Source organism: Methylomonas fluvii, assembly GCF_014850975.1.
GTDB classification, from domain to species: domain Bacteria; phylum Pseudomonadota; class Gammaproteobacteria; order Methylococcales; family Methylomonadaceae; genus Methylomonas; species Methylomonas fluvii.
On the sequence record NZ_JACXST010000002.1, the window covers coordinates 1,116,149 to 1,133,502 of the forward strand.

14 protein-coding genes and 1 pseudogene are annotated in these 17,354 nt (G+C 47.6%); 6 read left to right on the forward strand and 9 right to left on the reverse strand.

Translation table 11 applies throughout. From position 1 onward, the window contains the following. Nucleotides 1-15: 15 nt before the first annotated feature. The 9 genes and pseudogenes from EBB_RS14615 to EBB_RS14655 form a co-directional block, all read right to left on the reverse strand. The gene (locus EBB_RS14615) at nucleotides 16-1,374 is read right to left on the reverse strand and encodes an HlyD family type I secretion periplasmic adaptor subunit (protein WP_192394508.1); all 1,359 of its coding nucleotides are present in this window, start codon (nucleotides 1,372-1,374) and stop codon (nucleotides 16-18) included. Nucleotide 1,375: 1 nt separating this feature from the next. Then, a complete protein-coding gene (locus EBB_RS14620; protein ID WP_192394509.1) occupies nucleotides 1,376-3,526 on the reverse strand; it encodes a type I secretion system permease/ATPase in 2,151 nt (716 codons plus the stop codon). 111 nt (nucleotides 3,527-3,637) lie between these two features. After that, nucleotides 3,638-4,675 carry a tRNA pseudouridine(13) synthase TruD gene (truD, locus tag EBB_RS14625; protein WP_192394510.1) on the reverse strand — a complete coding sequence of 346 codons (1,038 nt, stop codon included), beginning with the start codon at nucleotides 4,673-4,675 and terminating at the stop codon, nucleotides 3,638-3,640. A gap of 79 nt (nucleotides 4,676-4,754) precedes the next feature. Next, a pseudogene (locus EBB_RS14630) lies at nucleotides 4,755-5,092 on the reverse strand (transposase); the annotation flags it as partial. A gap of 38 nt (nucleotides 5,093-5,130) precedes the next feature. Continuing rightward, entirely contained in the window at nucleotides 5,131-5,529 is a 399-nt protein-coding gene (locus EBB_RS14635; protein WP_192394511.1) for a hypothetical protein, read from the reverse strand. A gap of 105 nt (nucleotides 5,530-5,634) precedes the next feature. Continuing rightward, nucleotides 5,635-5,931, reverse strand: a complete 297-nt coding sequence (locus EBB_RS14640; protein WP_192394512.1) for a HigA family addiction module antitoxin — start codon at nucleotides 5,929-5,931, stop codon at nucleotides 5,635-5,637. Between the two features lie 22 nt (nucleotides 5,932-5,953). Further along, nucleotides 5,954-6,961, reverse strand: a complete 1,008-nt coding sequence (locus EBB_RS14645; RefSeq protein WP_192394513.1) for an STAS-like domain-containing protein — start codon at nucleotides 6,959-6,961, stop codon at nucleotides 5,954-5,956. 162 nt (nucleotides 6,962-7,123) lie between these two features. Beyond that, nucleotides 7,124-8,377: a tyrosine-type recombinase/integrase gene (locus EBB_RS14650; RefSeq protein ID WP_192394514.1), complete on the reverse strand. Its 1,254-nt coding sequence runs from the start codon at nucleotides 8,375-8,377 to the stop codon at nucleotides 7,124-7,126. Then, nucleotides 8,377-8,769 carry a hypothetical protein gene (locus tag EBB_RS14655; RefSeq protein ID WP_192394515.1) on the reverse strand — a complete coding sequence of 131 codons (393 nt, stop codon included), beginning with the start codon at nucleotides 8,767-8,769 and terminating at the stop codon, nucleotides 8,377-8,379. Before EBB_RS14655 ends, EBB_RS14650 begins: the two co-directional genes overlap by 1 nt. A gap of 287 nt (nucleotides 8,770-9,056) precedes the next feature. On the opposite strand from EBB_RS14655, the gene EBB_RS14660 reads away from it, so the two are divergent. From EBB_RS14660 to EBB_RS14685, 6 genes are all read left to right on the forward strand, one after another. Continuing rightward, the gene (locus EBB_RS14660) at nucleotides 9,057-10,355 is read left to right on the forward strand and encodes an AAA family ATPase (protein WP_195880881.1); all 1,299 of its coding nucleotides are present in this window, start codon (nucleotides 9,057-9,059) and stop codon (nucleotides 10,353-10,355) included. 105 nt (nucleotides 10,356-10,460) lie between these two features. Beyond that, a complete protein-coding gene (locus tag EBB_RS14665; protein ID WP_192394517.1) occupies nucleotides 10,461-11,369 on the forward strand; it encodes a ParB/RepB/Spo0J family partition protein in 909 nt (302 codons plus the stop codon). A 696-nt stretch (nucleotides 11,370-12,065) separates the two neighbouring features. Beyond that, complete coding sequence (locus tag EBB_RS14670) at nucleotides 12,066-13,082, forward strand: YagK/YfjJ domain-containing protein (RefSeq protein WP_192394518.1); 1,017 nt, start codon at nucleotides 12,066-12,068, stop codon at nucleotides 13,080-13,082. A gap of 408 nt (nucleotides 13,083-13,490) precedes the next feature. Then, the gene (locus tag EBB_RS14675; RefSeq protein WP_192394519.1) at nucleotides 13,491-14,423 is read left to right on the forward strand and encodes an IS5 family transposase; all 933 of its coding nucleotides are present in this window, start codon (nucleotides 13,491-13,493) and stop codon (nucleotides 14,421-14,423) included. Between the two features lie 476 nt (nucleotides 14,424-14,899). Continuing rightward, entirely contained in the window at nucleotides 14,900-15,511 is a 612-nt protein-coding gene (locus tag EBB_RS14680) for a hypothetical protein (RefSeq protein WP_192394520.1), read from the forward strand. 4 nt (nucleotides 15,512-15,515) lie between these two features. Further along, nucleotides 15,516-17,276, forward strand: coding sequence for a hypothetical protein (locus tag EBB_RS14685; RefSeq protein WP_192394521.1), 1,761 nt, complete (start codon nucleotides 15,516-15,518; stop codon nucleotides 17,274-17,276). Nucleotides 17,277-17,354: the final 78 nt, after the last annotated feature.

A 17,354-nucleotide genomic window follows, 5' to 3' on the forward strand; every position in this document is an offset into this window, starting at 1 on the left:
AATCGTTGTTATGAGTTATCGTTCTCTTAAAGCCCTATCCCTGGCTTTCAATATCGGCTTCAAGAGGTAATCAAGCACTGTTTTTTTTCCGGTCAAAATATCAACTTCCGCGGTCATCCCGGCAATAATTTCCAAACGTTCGCCGCCCTTTTCCAGGTAGTTCTTAGCGGTACGTAAACGAATTAAGTAGTAATTGTCCTCATCTTTCTTCTCGCCGGGAATGCTGTCGGCGCTGATATGTTCCAAAGAGGCCTCCAGGCCGCCGTAGATCGAAAAATCATAAGCACTTAGTTTTACCACAGCTTTCTGCCCAGGGCGAAGAAAAGCAATGTCCGCCGGCCGTATTTTCGCTTCGATCAGCAACTGATCTTCCAGCGGCACGATTTCCAGCAAATCCATCCCCGGTTGAATGACGCCGCCCACCGTAGCCACTTTGATACGCTTTACCGTGCCTTTTACCGGCGACAGCACTCTGGTACGGCTAACTCTATCTTCCAAAGCCACCGCAGATTCGGATGTGCGATCCAGCTCCGCCTTCACTTCGTTCAACTCTTTCAGCGCTTCGGTTTTATAGCGAATCTTGATCTCCGCCAATTTGTTACGCGCTTCGTCCAATGACGAACGTAGACGCGGCATCGCTAGATTCGCGGAATTCAAATCGCCTTTCAAGTCATTGGCCGCGCGCTGCAAACGGAGTAATTCAACTTGCGACATCGCTCCGTCGGCTACCAGCGGTTCGGACATCTTCACTTCGTCTTGCAATAATTTGTAGCTACGCGCCAACTGGTCGCTTTTTGATTGAATTTCAATAATTTCCTGTTCTTTCTGCCGCACCTGCTCGGCAAAAATATCGCTATTCGACCTTATTTCGTTCTGCTTTGAAACCAGCAATTGCCTGACATTCTCGGCAATTTGCGGAGCGTTTTTCAAAACCTCCTCCGGAATAGCCAAGGGGGTACCGTTGATTTCGGCATTCAAGCGGGCGGTATTCGCCAATAACTCGTAATACTTTAACTTGGCTTCTTTAAACGAAGAAGCAAAACGGACTTGATCGAGTTGTAGCAACACCTGATCCTTGTCCACCAACTGGCCTTCTTGAACCAATATTTCCGAAACGATACCGCCCTCCAGATTCTGCACCACCTGGACCTGACTGGACGGTATGGTCTTGCCATCACCACGCGTGACTTCGTCCAAACTGGCAAACCCGGCCCAAACCAAAGCCACCGCCACAAATGCCGCCGATGACCACAGGATCAAATGGCTTTGCAAGGGTAATTCGTAAAGATTGGCAGCGTTGACATCACTTAAAAAGCGCTGATCTTCGGCTCGATAGCGATGCTCGGCGCGCCACTCGGCTATTTTTTTCAACATATTAGATAGCCACCTTGATCTGTCCTTGGCGCAAGGCTTCCAGCACATGGCCCTTGGGGCCGTCAGCGACCATATGTCCGCCGTCCATCACAATCAGCCGGTCCACCAAGCTGAGCAGCGACATGCGGTGCGTGACCAATATCAGAGTCTGTTCGCCCAATTGCGCAGCAAACCGCTGTTTAAACGCCTCTTCGCTACTGTTGTCCATCGCATTAGTCGGCTCGTCCATAATAAAAATCGACGGCGACAACAACAAAGCTCTGGCCAGCGCAATACTTTGCCGCTGACCACCGGACAAGGACGCACCGCGTTCTCCCACTTGCAAATCAAAACCCGCAGGATGTTTACTGACGAATTGATCCACACCGGCAATCGCCGCCGCCTTTAACACCGCAGCGTCATCGGCGTAGCGTGAACCCAAGACAATATTGTCCTTCACACTGCCAAACATTAAGGCAATATCTTGCGGCACATAGCCGATTTGCCGGCGTAAATCGGAAGGATCGATTTGGCGAATATCCGTGCCATCTATTAATATCGAACCCTCTTGCGCCTGATATAAACCCAGCATCAATTTTTCCAGCGTACTTTTGCCGGAACCAATGCGGCCGATAAATCCCACGCGTTCGCCAGCCTTGATCTTAAAGGATATGCCATCCAGAGCCTTGACCGGTTGCTGCGGATAGCTAAAACGGACATGCTTGAACTCTATCTCGCCCTTGAAATCCGGCCTATGCAAATAGTCCTTGCCGCTCTCGCGCTCAACCGGCAGAGCCATCATGCGGTTAAACGATCCCAAGGCCGTCACAGCCTGATGGTAACGCGTCAATAGTGCGGCAACCTGCCCGACGGGAGCCAAGGCCCGCGAGGTCAACATCGTGCAAGCCACCAAGCCGCCGGTCGTCAAATCGCCATCAGTAATCTGGTAGACGCCGGCCACCACCACCAATACCGATGCCAATTGCTGAAGAAAAGCGGTCAAATTGACGGTCAAGCCGGCATAAAACCGCGACTTTAAACCCAGCCGGGCAATTTCGCCGACATTCTGTTCCCAGCGCCGCTGCAATTGCCCTTCCGCACCGGCCGTTTTAATAGTTTCCAGATTGGACAGGGCTTCCACCAGCGTGGCATTTTTCTCGCCGCCGAATTTGAACATGGCATTGATCGTGTTTTTCAACGGCGCCTGCAAGGCGATGCCAATCAACATGGCCAGCGGTAAAATCGCTAACGGAATCAAAGCCAAATTGCCGCCGACGCTATAAATAATCAGTAAAAACAAAAACAAAAACGGCAAATCGATCAATGTTACTAGCGTAGCCGAGGTCAAAAACTCGCGAAACGATTCGAATTCGCTCAGGTTGTTGGCAAATGCGCCCACCGATGGCGGCCTGGCTTCCATGCGAATATTCATCAGTTTTTCGAAAATATTCGCCGACAAAATAATATCCGCGCGCTTGCCGGCCGCATCGATAAAATAACTTCGCAGCAGCTTCATCGCCAACTCGAAGCCAAATACAATCAGCACACCTACCGTCAGTACCCACAAGGTTTCCAGCGCGTGATTCGGTACCACGCGATCATAAACGTTCATGAAAAATAAGGGCGCCGCCAAAGCGAACAGATTGATTAATACCGAGGCCGCCAACACTTCCGCATAAATCGGCCAGGATTTATACAAGACGTCCCAAAACCAATGTTTGACCTTGGGCACGGCTGATTCCGCCGTTCTGCCGTCAAAACGATGCTGTAATTGCACAAAAAAAGCCGAACCGCTGTAACTGGCTTGCAGTTCCGCAAAGCTGACGGTCTTCTCGCTGCTCTCGGTTTCCGGTAACACCACGGTATAGTTTTCTGCGCTCTTGGCGAGCAACACGCAGGCGTTGCCATCTTTAAGCAACAGCACTGCCGGTAGCACTAAATTGGAAATTTTCTGCAAAGGCCTGCGCAACAAGCGACTGCTCAAACCGGCACGTTCAGCGGCGCGCACAAATAAGGCCGGCGTTAATTTATTGTCGACTAAAGGCAGTCCAGCCACCAAGGCCGTTGCGGTTTGCGAAATATGCAACAACTTGCAGACCGATAGCAAAGCCAACAATAAAGGATCGTCAAACGTGGAATCTGCTGGTCCGGTTATCTGGCCGCTTTCAGGCATGAAGGATGTGAATAGAAGTTATGGTTTGTATAACGCTAAGGCGCGCTACTGTACTTAAGTATTATAAAGCGCTGCCATTACAACTTAAAAAGCATTTTTATCAAAGCAAATTCAATCACTGGCACCAGGTGCGCCGCCAATAATTTCCCGTAACAAGGCGGTGGCATAGCTACCGGCGGGCAAATTAAAGCTCAATTTGAGTTGATTATCCAACCACTGCCACGCCATATCTTGCGGCAAAGCGCGCAAGGCCCGGCGATCTGCTTCCAGCTCAAACGCAATCAAGCCGTCCGCTATCGACGCGTTAGCGGCAATCACCGCATTTTCTATAGCGCCGGCCGCGGCCTTGGCAATCGTGCCGCCACGACCCCACAGGATCCCCGTGGGATGAATATCACCCTGCTCGACACGCACTGACAGACTATTGTCGTTGCTATCGTCGGTAAAACAACTATTGTTGCCCGCCAGTTTGAACACATCGCCATTTAACGCGCGATGCCAATTGGCTTGCTCGACACGTTGCGCCAAAATCATATTGAACAAATACGACCTCGCCGCGGATAAATAAATGGAACGTTGTTCGCGCTTGACCTTGGCGCCGGCAAACATGGTCAGCGCGCGCTGGATATTTTGACCATGATGCCCGAAACGCTGCGGGCCGAAGTAATTGGGAAAACCTTGGACTTTAATCTGTTGCAGCTGCTTTTCGGCGAGAGCCTGGTCGCCCGTCCAATTGCGGATCAGCAAAGTAAAGCGGTTGCCGGCCAATACCCCACGCTTCAGTTTCCGGGCATGACGCACCGTTTGCAAAATCTTCAAACGCTCGGTTTCAATGCCAGACCAATCAGGATCGTCCTTACCCGGCAGCCACACGCTAAACCATTGCCGGGTACGGCCATGTCTATCCTTCAGCCCGGCGTAGCTGACATCACGTTGGCGGACGCCCGCATAGCGGGCCAACTGCCGCGCGACAAACTCGGTGTTTTCGCCGATTTTTTCGATATTCAGGAATACATGCTCACCGCAGCCCTCAGGCTGGAAAGACAGGATTTCTTCAACGACGAAATCCTCAGGCTCGGTTTTAATGTCGCCGGAACCGGACGGGCCGCCGTAGGCATAAGGCCATTCGGGTAAACTAAATTCTGTCATTGGGTATGTAAAATATCGTAGGTCATGTTTCCGCGATACGACTGCATGGATGTGGGAGGTGTAGCATGCCTAAAGCCGCACACACCAACCGAAGACTGGCCCGCTTGGCCTGAATCAGGGGTTGCGCCATCTCGCGGAGGCAAGATGGCGTTAGGCCTTTTTTTCCAGGGCTTCCTTGATGATGTCGGCCTTCAGCCGTTCTTCGGCATACATTTTCTTCAGCCGCCGGTTTTCGTCTTCCAACTCTTTTAGGCGAACCATCAGGGACGCATCCATGCCGCCATATTTGGAGCGCCATTTGTAAAACGTGGCAGAGCTAACGCCGTGTTCACGACAGATCTCCGGTACGGGCGTGCCGGCTTCCGCTTGCTTCAATATCGCCAGAATCTGGCTGTCACTAAATCGTGAGGTCTTCATGTAAAACTTCCTTCGTCTGTTACGAGAAAATTCTACTTTTAAACGCTGCTTTTTTCAGGGGGGATTACCGCAGCATCTTCTTCGATTCCATATCTCTCTGCGACAATTTGAGCCGCGCCAGGTTTATCTTTATGCGATGTTAGGTTATTTCCTTCAGTTAGGTGACTATCTATTGATAACGCTATATTGAAATCTCGTTCTTTATCAGAATATCGTCCTTTAGGTCTTTTAATTATTCCAACTATAACGTCAGCAATAAAATCGCGCGTGTCTTTGCTCAAAACATCATCACTTCTTAATATGTATTCCAATCCAGTAATCCCATGAGCTTCAAAATTTTTCTTTACTTCTCTATACTGATAGTCCAAACCTATGGTTTTAAGAAGACCATATTTTTCCCCAACTCTAAGTATTTCTTTTAGGTTTTTGATAGCCATTTCCCACTCCATTCAAGTGCAAATCATTAAATTGGATAACCAGCCAGGCGGTTAATGACGCCGCTTTTCTCCCCGTCGGGATAGGCTGGTTAATTCGGATAATCGTTATGCCGCGCGCGGCCGATCAATCGGCGTGACGTTAGGCTTGGGCTTTTGTCGGGCCTGCCACAAATCGTATTCGGCCTGCATGCGTACCCAGGTATCGGCGGTCGGTCCGTTCAGCCAGGCTTCGAGCCGGATTGCCATATCGGCGCTGATCGCCGCCCGGCCATTGACGACGCGCGATAATGCGACGCGGGAGACGCCAAGCTGCGCGGCGGCTTCGGTGACGCCGATACCCAGCTCGGGTAACACATCCTCTTTCAAAATGCTGCCGGGGTGTGGGGGATTGAACGTTGTCATATTCGTTTCCTGTTAAATGTGCTCATTTCGCCGACAATGCCCGCTTGACCATGTTTTCCACGGCTAAGGTTAAATTGATCGGCAGCAACTGAGTGTTGGGATGAGCGTTGCCGAACACTCGGAAGACTTCGTCGGCAAACGCTTGGCCGATTTCCTCGACGCCGGCAAAATCCAATACTACGGTCTGAAAGCGCTCGAAGCGCATGGTCAAACGCTTTGCTTGCGACCGGGAAACCAGCTTTTCGCCTTCATGCTGAGCCAGCCGAACCGGCACAATGGTCTTGGCGAAGGTATACTCCTCCGGCGCGGCAAACTGATCGAAGACGTCTTGCAAGATGCGCGGGCTATCGTTGGCCAGGCGCATCAATACCAAGGTGCCCGGCGCATTGGCGGGACGTTCCAGCAGAATATCGGCGCCCCATTCGTCGTGCATGAAATGCAAAAGACCGGAGCGAATGTCGAAAGCATCCATCACCTTGGACGAAAAGAAAATGCCTTCGCCAGTATGATTGGCAGGGTCGGTGGTCAGCTTGCCCTTGGCCAGTTCTAGGATCGCCTCGCGCGGATCGTACAAATTCATCGCCCGCTGAATTTTCAGAAAGATACCTTCCCCTTCGTCGGCGATGTAAATGGTGGTGTTGAGGGCATCGCGAACCAATTCCACGGCGACGTTTTCGGAGCCGGAATGGTCGATGGCATTGTTCACCATCTCGGTGACGGCGTAATGCCAGATGTCGCGGACATTGCCGGGCAAATCGCTTAGTAACGGCGAAATGGATTCTGCCCAGACAATATCTTCGCGCAATCCGGCTCGGGGGTAGACGCGCTGCACTTGCGCCACCGTTGCCAATTGGTAACGCACGCCACGGCCCACGCCGGATGAGGTGATGACACCTTCTTTTTTCAGTTTTGTCAGCCAAGCACTGGCGGCTTGGCGGGAAACGCCGTGTTGATTTGCGAGACGGGCGGCTACATTGGTGCCGTCTTCGGCGATGGCGACTAGGATGGAATGACGAAGGTCGGTGCTCATAACGATTAAACGTAAAGTAATTTTAAATTAATTGTAAAGACAAGACCTGCTAAACGTAAAGCATTGCTTTATATTGTTGTTCTATTAATCCATTAAAAAAGCCAACCAAGCGGCTAACAACGCCGCCTGTCCCCGTCGTCGGGTAAGGTTGGCTCTATAGGATTACAGGTTGAACGCTTGCGCCAGCTCGTTGACGATCTGCCGCTTTTGGTCGCGCCCCTGATGGATATAGCGCATGGTGGTTTGGATGCTTTTGTGGCCGGCCAGCTTGGCTATTTGATTGATCTCCTTGCCGGAGTCGGATAGCGCCGAGCAGAAGCCATGCCGTAGGCAATGAAAGGTAAATTTCTCCAGCTTGACGCTGCCGTCCGGATTATGGATGTCCCGGTCGGCAATATTGGCGGCTTTCAGCACATTTCGCCAGGCCTTGCGAAAATCCATCGGCTGCTCGGGAAGCTCGACCGACGGAAAGATCAATCCGGTACCGACTTCCTGATGGCGCTTCAGCTCGGTCATGACGACCGGCGCTAAATACAGCTCCCGACTGGTACCGTTCTTGGTGTCACCCAGAAAGGCACTGCTGTCCTTGAAGTTAACATCGCTCCAGCGCAAGTTCATCAACTCGCCTTTGCGGGCACCGGTCGTCATGGCCATCACGACCAACAAATACAGCTTATCCCAATGCGATTCCCGGCAGGCTTTCAGTAACCGCTTACGTTCGGCCTCGCTTAACACCCGGTCCCGCCGCTTGGTGTCATCGTCGACCACCACACTGCGAACGAGATTTTCATCGACATATCCGCGGCTCAGGGCAAATTTGTATACGCTGGACAAGACCGCCTTCTTGCGATTGATGGTCGTGGCGCGCTGGCCCTCGTCGATCAAGTCGTCGATGTGTTCGCGAATGTCGAAAATATCGATGTCGGTCATGATGCGGTCGCCGAAGTATTGGCACCAGTAATCGATCCGTTGCATCTGGCCTTTGTAATCCTTCTTGTTCCAGCGAGACAGATATTCATCGCAGACTTCACGTAAGGTCTTGTACCGGATGCGTTTGCCGGCCTTGATGAATAGCTCGGCGCCGCCCATACGCTCGATTTCTTGCACGGTAAGCTGTAACAGTTCTTTTTTGGATAGGGCGTTGATGGCTTCCAGTTTAGCCTGATGGCGGATTGCAAACAGATCGATACCCAACTGCTTGAAAATATCCTCGCCACCCAAGGCGCAAATTTCATCCTCTGAAAGGGCCATTAATTGCGCCTGATCCAGGTTCAAAATAGTCTTGATGCCTTTCTCGATGTTATCGGCCCAGGCTTGCGCGAGACTTTCCGTTGGGAAGGTTTTGTTTTTGACGATGCCTTTTAAGCGGACATCTGCTCGGAAGTTACCATTTGGCAAAGGTCTGATGTAGGCCATTACACCCCCTCGCCGATTAGTTCACCTTGGCTAGAAGCCGTTCGCAGGCAACAAAGGCGTATTTGCTCGATCACATAGTCACTTTCCGAGCCAACACCAACAATTTCGGCTAATAGCTCTTGCCGACCAGCTTCATGTTTGGATCTGAAATATGATTTTCGTTGTTCGCCGTGGGCGTTCGGAAAGGCTAAGCGGACATGTTGTAGCACAACATCGTTTTGCGCCTTGGTGGCAAATAGCGGGCTGTGATACTTGCTTTCGTAATCGGCCACGCAAAAATATTCGACGTGATAAATCGCGGAAATTTCTTTGGACTTTTGAGACTCTTGAGAAGGTTGCTCGGACAAAACATCGTTTTGTGAGCTTTGAAGGGATAGATTTTGCTGGTTCATTACGCCACCTCATTGGAGCAAATAATGCAGAGTGCGCCTAAATTTGCGCCTTACTGCGGTTATGTTGCTTCAACTCGACGGCAATCCAGTTGATAAGCTATTGATTAGCTTAAAACATTCAGTGGTGGGTCGTGTGCGATTCGAACGCACGACCATCGCATTAAAAGTGCTATATCTATTTATAACGCATTGATTTAATTTAACTAAAACAAATAGCCTTCACGTTGCTTTGTATATTTGTGCATATCTTTGCGTATCCAAATTACCCAGATTTTACCCAAGCATCATTGTCTAGAGTCGCTTCTAGACAATTATTTGGCGTTATTTTTATTTTAAATCTGGAGTTTTTGAAAATGGCTAATGTTAATAAATTTCTGTTCGGTAACGTAGACTATGAGGGGGATGATTCCAACCCCTCTTACTCAAGTGATGTTCCAGGTGGGCGACATAACAGATGGTTTGACCCCAAACAAATCGCAAGTAGACGTAATGCAGCTTTAGCTCAAGAAGCCAGCAAATTAAATCGGCGAACTTTTTCAGATGTGACTTTAGAGCCAACCTCTTGGCTACTCGAAGGATTGATACCAAAAGGACATTTGACTGCGCTAGTCGGACCGCCAGGTACCAGCAAAAGTACAATAGCTTGCGCTATAGCGGCAGCCGTCTCTCAAGGTGCCGCGCTTTTACATCCGAACATTAAATGTAACAAGCGGGGCCGCGTTATTTTGGTAAGCAATGAAGATGACATAGGAACCCTAGCAATCCGATTAACAGCCGCAGGAGCAGATCTGACTCGTGTCTCTTGTATCAATGCAAAGGAAGGCAAAAATGGCGAGTCACCATTTTCTCTTGCGAACGAGCGTGATCAGAACCGTCTTAGAGGACTTAATTATCATTTCGAAGATAATGTTGAGCTGATCATCCTCGATCCATTTCAAATTGCCATTGAAGGTGATCATGCGAATAATGCCAAAGCACGTCAAGGCTTAGAGAGCGTAGCGAAATTTGCACATGATCTAGATTGTAGCATCTTGGTAATCGCTCACACCGTCAAAAATCCGATTGGTAAGGATCCTAACGCTAGAATTGCCGGAGCAGCCCCCGTGAGAGAAGTTCCACGTAGTATTCTCTTGACTGGTAAGATCAAAAGTGGCCCCACTGAGAGCCGGGGGACGCATGTTCTGGTTCAAGTCAAAAACAACCTGGGTAAAACTGACCGTGGCTTCGAGTATTGTGTAAGCGAAGTCGATATTCCTAACTTAACTGGCATTGGCGATCAAAATACAACGATACCATCGGTTAAGATTGTCTTCACGGCTGAAAGATTTGGTTCCGCAGAAGAAATTCTCCAAGAGGCTGAGCGACCTAAACCCGTCAAAAACAAAACAGACTTGGCAGAGGAGTTTTTGCTAACCACCCTCAAGAATGGACAGAAACCTTTGTTCGAAATCGAAGAGCTTGCATTGCTAGCCAATATAACGAAAGGGACATTGAAGCTTGCTAAATCGAATTTGAAGATCAAAGCTACCAAGCAGAAGGGAGATGGGCGTTCAATCTGGTCATTGCCGGAGAGTCCCACAGGTTAATATTGGGCTACCTAGCCACCCTGACCGTGGAGCTGGTAATTCCGCTTCCTTTGGCGGAGTTGCCAGCACTTTGCAGTCAACCTTCATTATCCCCCCAAAAAAAACATGCTAAACGTAGACGCTAAAGAAATCCTTTCAAATTTTGATGCTCAGATTGCTCTCAAGGAGCGCCATCGCTTGATCGATGTGAATCTGATCGATCCGAATCCTGAGCAACCACGTACCCATTTTCCCGAAGAAACATTAGACCGTCTTGCACAGTCAATCCAGGAAAATGGCCTGCTTCAACCCATTATTGTTCAAAAATTGGGTGATCGTTATCAACTCATTGCAGGCGAGCGACGATTGCGTGCTTTTATTGAGATGAAAGAGCAAAAAATTCCAGCAATAGTCAGAACAGTTGACAATCAAAACATCGCCATTTTGGCTCTAGCTGAAAATATAGTGCGGGAAGATTTGACTGACTATGATATCGGTAAGAAAATTCGAAGCATTGAGGAGAGGTTCCCTAATAAAAAAGACCTCGCCGCAATGATTGGTATAAATCGAACCGATATGTACCGCTATTTGGCTTTCGATAGTCTACCTGATTTCATTTTGAATGATTTGGATACGAATCCTAAGCTACTGTCACGCTCTTCGGCAGAGCAGATTAAAAAGATGCTAGCTCATTATACAAATTCCGATACCGTTCGCTCATCATTAGAGACTGCGTGGAATTTACTGAAAGATGGAAAGCTTCAACAAACCAAAATCACTGCTTACGTTAAAAACAAACTCAAGGAAGTCTGTGGGGTAAATCAGGCTTCTACTGAAAATTATTTACTGGATGAAAATGGTAGTGAGATTGGCCGGGTAAAACAAACTGGTAAGTACTGGGCCATTGAGCTGGGTGTTGATGTATTTGACGAGGATCAGCGGAGCCAGATTCTACGTTTTATCCATGGCTTACGCAGCGACCACTCCGGAAGTGTCGCAAGTTGCGACAACTTAGACGACCGATGCACGCCGTGATAGAAGCATCACGGACGGTTCTCAAACTAACAATGGCTCGATTACCAGCGCTCAGTAGACGGGCTTAGATTGCCTTTCTGCATGCCCATTTCGAATGGGTGGCTCTGTATTCGGCTGCTAATTCCGCTAATTTAGCAACATTAGCAGGTGTTTTTAGAGAGTATGTAGATTTATTGTTTTTCGGCTCATATAACAAGTTCTTATTCGCTGTCTTATGCTCTTTTGTTTTCTACCGTACGCCCATAGATTAATGGGCGTGTCTACTGATGACAGGTTAAAACTTATCGTAATGCATATCATATGAACTTGCACCAACTAGATATAAAAAACAGATTTAAATTTTACTTGGACTCAAGTGTAAATTAATTTTTGTTATTCATGATTGCTAGGGTTTTTTCAGTCTGGGTACTTTTGTATTATATGTTATTAATACACCTCTCCACAGACTCAGGCTTAGCTCAGGCTTTAGGCTTATACCCAGGCTTAGCTCAGGCTCAGACTTCAGACTGTTATTCTTAAACAGAGGCTTTACTATCTGACATGTCGATACTCCCTAAGTCTGATCTCTAGCATTTCTCCATACAATTAATACATCAAACAGAACACTCTGTGTTCGTTTAGATCAATATTGATTTTTGAAAGATGAATCGAAACTGCAAGTTCATAACTAAATCAATCAAACCAAGAGGTTTTGTCATGAACTCATTAAGCAACAAGCTCATACAATTAGGACAACTCACTGAAACCATCATCAATCACCCTGACGATCCGCTCTACATCGTCATCGATCAAGGCAATGGGATACTACAAGTGATGCCTACAGAACTTGCGATCTATATCGAACAAACTGTTCAACAGTGTTTGTTCGTGGTATTGAATCAATTCCCGATACATGGCTTCCATCCCTACGTAAGCGTTTTCGTCAACACTGTACTTGACTGTGATCTACCCGCTGCCATTGAACGGCATCGATCACTAAAAAAACAAAACGATCTGTATCAGGTCGGTATCGACTACGAACTGATGTTAGACCTTATCACACGTATGAAAACGAGTGTTAATAACATACTTGGAATGGCAGGGAGTGTCGAGTTTAAAAAATTGATCTATAACGCCCATCGTTCAGCGAAGAAGAATCATGACGGCATGATCCGTTACATCGATTCCTTGTTCGAGCATTACTCACGCTTGCAAGTGATTCGGTTGGACTTACACTATCACAAAGGTCATGCCATCCAACGTTACGACGATATCTCGACACGCTATTGGCAAGCTAAAAATGACTTCAAACATCTGTTAAACAACGCCAAGATGAACAGCCTGTTTGATGCCATGGTGGGTTATATCTGGTCGCTGGAATATGGATCAGAAAGAGGTTTCCATTACCACATCTTCCTGTTTTTTGATGGTTCTAAGGTCAGAGATGATGTTTATCTTGCTTGGCAAATCGGTGAATATTGGAAATCCTTGACCAAATCGTCTGGTACTTACTGGAACTGCAACGAAAAAAAGAAAGGCTACAGTCAACTTGGTATCGGTATGATTCATTTCAGTGATGCTGAAAAAGTCCACTATCTTAAAAAAGCAGCTGCATATTTGATTAAAGTTGATCACTACGTGCGGATTCTGACACCGGATAACGGTCGAACCTTTGGCCGTGGCGAGATATTACCTCCTAGAACCGTTATCAATGGCAGACCTAGAACTGCGTAATGTGGTGATTTGATCATCGGTACCGTTGGCATTTGCTTATATAGGCGTGTCAACGGTACTTCCTCTTAGTCATTTAAAAATGCTCTTTAAATAAAACACATTGAAAACAGTGATTGTGATGATTGTGTGATTGATTGCGTTATTTTTGAACAATTGAATAGTTAATAAAAAACAGTTACTTAAAGATCGCATATCGATCCCAATAATGCCCGCTATACGCCGTTATCGATCAAGGCAAGGGGTTTGTATCAACCAACCCTAAGTCGTTATTAAACGGTCTCTATGGCGCTCTGAGAGGCTATTTGTATCCATAGCTGAAACTGTTTCCATTGCATGATTCAATGGCTTTGTTGCATAAACCCAATGTTATCCCCATGTTATGGTCAAATTGACTGACTAATCGACCGGATGCCAAAGCCACAACCGCACAAATACCGAACCACGAACTGGCGAGACTACAACCGATCCTTGAAACAACGCGGCTCGCTATTACTGTGGATTGATAAGGAGATGGAGTGGTTAGCACCTGGCAGTGGCAAGCAAGGTCGGGCAGATAAGTTTTCCGATGCCGCTATTCAGTTCTGCCTGATGATCAAAAACCTGTTCGGATTGGCGTTGCGTCAAGCCAGTGGAATGGTAGCGAGTCTGTTGAAACTATCGGGACTCGATTGGTCGACACCGGATTACTCGACGTTATGTCGCCGCCAGCAACGCTTACAGGTCTGCATTTCCTATCGCCCTAATCCGAAAGGATTGCATTTGCTCGTCGATAGCACCGGCGTAAAAATGCTGGGCGAAGGCGAATGGAAAACCAAGAAGCACGGCGCCGAGTATCGTCGTCAATGGCGCAAGGTTCATTTGGGTGTCGATGCCGAAACCCTAGAAATCCGAGCGATTGAGGTGACTTCCAATCGCGAGGGGGATGCCCAAATCCTGCCGGCGCTACTGAATCAAATTCCCGCCGATGAACGCATAGAGTCTGTCAGCGGTGACGGCGCGTACAACACCAAGAAGGCTCATGCCGCAATTTCCGAACGGAACGCCGAGGCCATTATCCCTGTGCGCAAAAACGGTAAGCCCTGGAAGGAAAACACCGCAGGCGCCAAGGCTCGAAACGAAATCTTGCGGGCCATACAGCAATTGGGGCGAGCAATTTGGAAGACATGGAGCGGCTATCATCGACGCAGCCTGGTCGAAACGAAGATGCGCTGCTTCAAATTGTTGGGTGAACGCGTTAATGCTAGGCTCTTCAACAGCCAAGTTGCCGAATTACAAATTCGAGTGGCATTACTCAATCGGTTTACCCAACTGGGGACGCCGATGACTGTGGCCATGCCCTAAATCCGTCTTGCGGATTTGGGGTAGGGGAAATTTGGCTCTTATTGGGTTTATGCAACAAAGCCTGATTCAATACCAAGATTAACCTGTTCGTTAGAACCGTTATAACTACTAATCTTATGGAAAGTATCGAACAACACGGTTTATTGCAGCTTGATTCTGATTATCCAGTCATATACGCATTAATAACCAACATGCATCTCTGTGTGAATCAAATCAGACAAGAAATACAAAGTGATGCGTTTAAAACGATTATCTATAACGCCAATCGCGTGTCAAAAAAAATCATGAGTGAACGATGACTAGAGGGTTAGTATCTCATACGGGACGTGGCCGTCTTGATTCCGGTACGTTTGATTTTTGCTGTCAAACACAGTTCGCTTTGGATTCTTCACCTCGAATAAATCAAAAACTCGAAATAACAGCTATCTTTGTCAGCATCGGCTTTAATGATTACGATGCACAGGGGATGAAATTAAATGACAATTCTAGCTAAATTCGAACGCAAATTTCTATTTGGTTTAACCCGTGCCTTTGCGATGTTTTTTATCTTCACTACGCTGGCAGGTTTATTGATCGGTGGCGTGTTAGTGTTGCTGAATCAGGCAGGTAATCAATCCAGTCAAGTAACGCCGCAGGATGTCATTGATATTTTAAAACCGTCCTTGCCGGTTGAAAATGCCGCGCCTACCCCTCAAGCCCCTTCAAAACCGCAAGCTAAACATTTGCCTTTGGGTTTGAAATTACCCTTTATCCTGCAAAAGCATTTCAGTGAGCCTAATAATATGGAGATTCTGATTGGCTGGCTCAACACTGTTCCTTCTGATCAGCAACAAGTCTTTTTAGATGAAATGGCGGCAGCAGTTACTCAGGCTGAAAAAGAGCATCTTGCCCCTTTTGATGCAATCAATACCTATCATGAGCTAAAGAAAGAAAAATTAGCGGCGGAACAACTCTCGGCGGCGGCTCAGAAAGAAGCCTGGCTATGGTATTCCGGCGCCATCGGTAGTGCTATTGTCATTATTGCCTTGTTCAGTTTGATTCTGGTTTTACTGGCCATTGAACGCAATACCCGTCAGGATGGGGAATAAGCACATGAAAAAGTTTGCCTACACCTCGCTGGTGTTGTTATTGGCGGCATGCAGTCAATCGGACCAACCCAAGTCCGATCAGTATCCTGGCTTTGTGCAGATCGGTACAGATAGGGAAACATCGCACTTATTTGTCGATATGGATTCGGTGAAGCGGGATGCCAACGGTAACGTAACCTTCAAACAGCTGCGGGTACTGGATAGCGGTAGTTACGCGATTCAGGATGCGGTCACCAACTGTCGCGATACTTATAAAGGCTTAGCCGGTACAAAATTTACAAAAGACGGCGTCAGGGACGCCGATTATCCAGCCGATTCCTCGTTTAATGCTTACCGAGAGCAACCGGCGTTATCTGCACTCGTCAACAAAGCATGCGAGAAAGCAGAGGAAAGTCGTGTCATTGTGGGGACGTTTGATGACATAAAAGCTTTGGAATTAGTTTATGGTCCTTACCATCCTGAATTGAAAGGTGCTTATTGGACCACTATCAATCCACCTGCCGGCTTAAACCAGTCAGCTTCCGAGTTTTCCGGCAAGGATGGTGTTGTACAAATCGTGTTTTCTGAAGAATACACGGAGGGCAAAGACACGAAACACATCATATTCACGCAGACTCAACTAACCGATGGCAGTAACGATTGCCATCCCTGCGGTCCGTTGTTGGGTGCTATTGTCTTCGTTCGCGTCGGCGATAAATGGCGCATTGAATCCGATAACCGTTATTTAGACATCATGGGTGTATACGGGGCGCCGCCTGAGCTAAGTTGGATCAATCTCGGCAAAAATACTCATGCCATTTCGGCCAAGCTCACCGATATGCATCAAGGCGTCATCTCGGCTTATATGAGTATTTACACATTGAAAGCCGTTGGCTGGAATCAGATACTGGAATCGCTGGATGAGAGCGAAACCATTAGCGACCTGCATTTAAATCTGAACAATAGCAATCCCGAACAGAATTATGCAGAAGCCACGGTAGTATTAAATTTCGATGATGAAGGCAAAAAATCGGTGGTTGAAAAAAAATATAGCTTCGACGGCAACCGTTATCAACTGAATAATCCTACCCCACACACTACGATTGACTCACACGCAGCAACGTCTAATATCAATACCAGTAGACCAATTCCTGAAAATTCGAGCACTTCCGCAGATCAAATACCGGTACCTGGCCATGTCGTGGGCGATACCTATATTACCGAAGTGATCAATCTGGCTGATAACAAACCAGGGATAAAAACCGAACGTAAAGTGGTGTATTCGGACGCGACAAAAATGGTGGTGGAGTCGAAAAGCCTATCCAGTAAAAAAGGCACTGTGAGAGTATTGGATTACACGCCGGAATGGAACTTAGTTCGGTCAAGAAATCCGGATGGTAGTGGACTGGATTACGCACCCGCATTGAAGTATTACGACTTTCCTTTGTCGACCGGGAAAAAATGGCAACAAACCAGTATTGAAACCGATATAAAAACCGGCGCACAACGCAAACACACGCTGTCATCGGAGGTTTTGGGCAGGGAAAGAGTGACCGTTCCAGCCGGCACCTTCAATGCTATCAAACTGATCACAAAATCAGAACTGGTTGACCTTGCTAAAGGTGAAACCACTTTTGGTTCCGACACGTCATGGTATGTTCCAGAAATCCGTCGTAGCGTGAAATCAGAAACTGCTTCCCGAAAGCCCGATGGCACAGAAGATAGGCAAATTATTCAACTGATTGAATATAAACTTGGAAATGCAGAAGACATAAAAGGAGATTAACTTATCCTATTTTAGAAGCCACGGCATCTTGAAGTTTTAATATGTTTGCTACTGCTATGACTAAAAGTCAGAATATAC

Bases quoted from the DNA above. Each gene is read 5' to 3' on its own strand.
- EBB_RS14615 (WP_192394508.1), bottom strand. From the start codon at position 1,374: ATGTTGAAAAAAATAGCCGAGTGGCGCGCCGAGCATCGCTATCGAGCC.
- EBB_RS14620 (WP_192394509.1), bottom strand. From the start codon at position 3,526: ATGCCTGAAAGCGGCCAGATAACCGGACCAGCAGATTCCACGTTTGAC.
- truD (WP_192394510.1), bottom strand. From the start codon at position 4,675: ATGACAGAATTTAGTTTACCCGAATGGCCTTATGCCTACGGCGGCCCG.
- EBB_RS14635 (WP_192394511.1), bottom strand. From the start codon at position 5,529: ATGGCTATCAAAAACCTAAAAGAAATACTTAGAGTTGGGGAAAAATAT.
- EBB_RS14640 (WP_192394512.1), bottom strand. From the start codon at position 5,931: ATGACAACGTTCAATCCCCCACACCCCGGCAGCATTTTGAAAGAGGAT.
- EBB_RS14645 (WP_192394513.1), bottom strand. From the start codon at position 6,961: ATGAGCACCGACCTTCGTCATTCCATCCTAGTCGCCATCGCCGAAGAC.
- EBB_RS14650 (WP_192394514.1), bottom strand. From the start codon at position 8,377: ATGGCCTACATCAGACCTTTGCCAAATGGTAACTTCCGAGCAGATGTC.
- EBB_RS14655 (WP_192394515.1), bottom strand. From the start codon at position 8,769: ATGAACCAGCAAAATCTATCCCTTCAAAGCTCACAAAACGATGTTTTG.
- EBB_RS14665 (WP_192394517.1), top strand. From the start codon at position 10,461: ATGCTAAACGTAGACGCTAAAGAAATCCTTTCAAATTTTGATGCTCAG.
- EBB_RS14670 (WP_192394518.1), top strand. From the start codon at position 12,066: ATGAACTCATTAAGCAACAAGCTCATACAATTAGGACAACTCACTGAA.
- EBB_RS14675 (WP_192394519.1), top strand. From the start codon at position 13,491: ATGCCAAAGCCACAACCGCACAAATACCGAACCACGAACTGGCGAGAC.
- EBB_RS14680 (WP_192394520.1), top strand. From the start codon at position 14,900: ATGACAATTCTAGCTAAATTCGAACGCAAATTTCTATTTGGTTTAACC.
- EBB_RS14685 (WP_192394521.1), top strand. From the start codon at position 15,516: ATGAAAAAGTTTGCCTACACCTCGCTGGTGTTGTTATTGGCGGCATGC.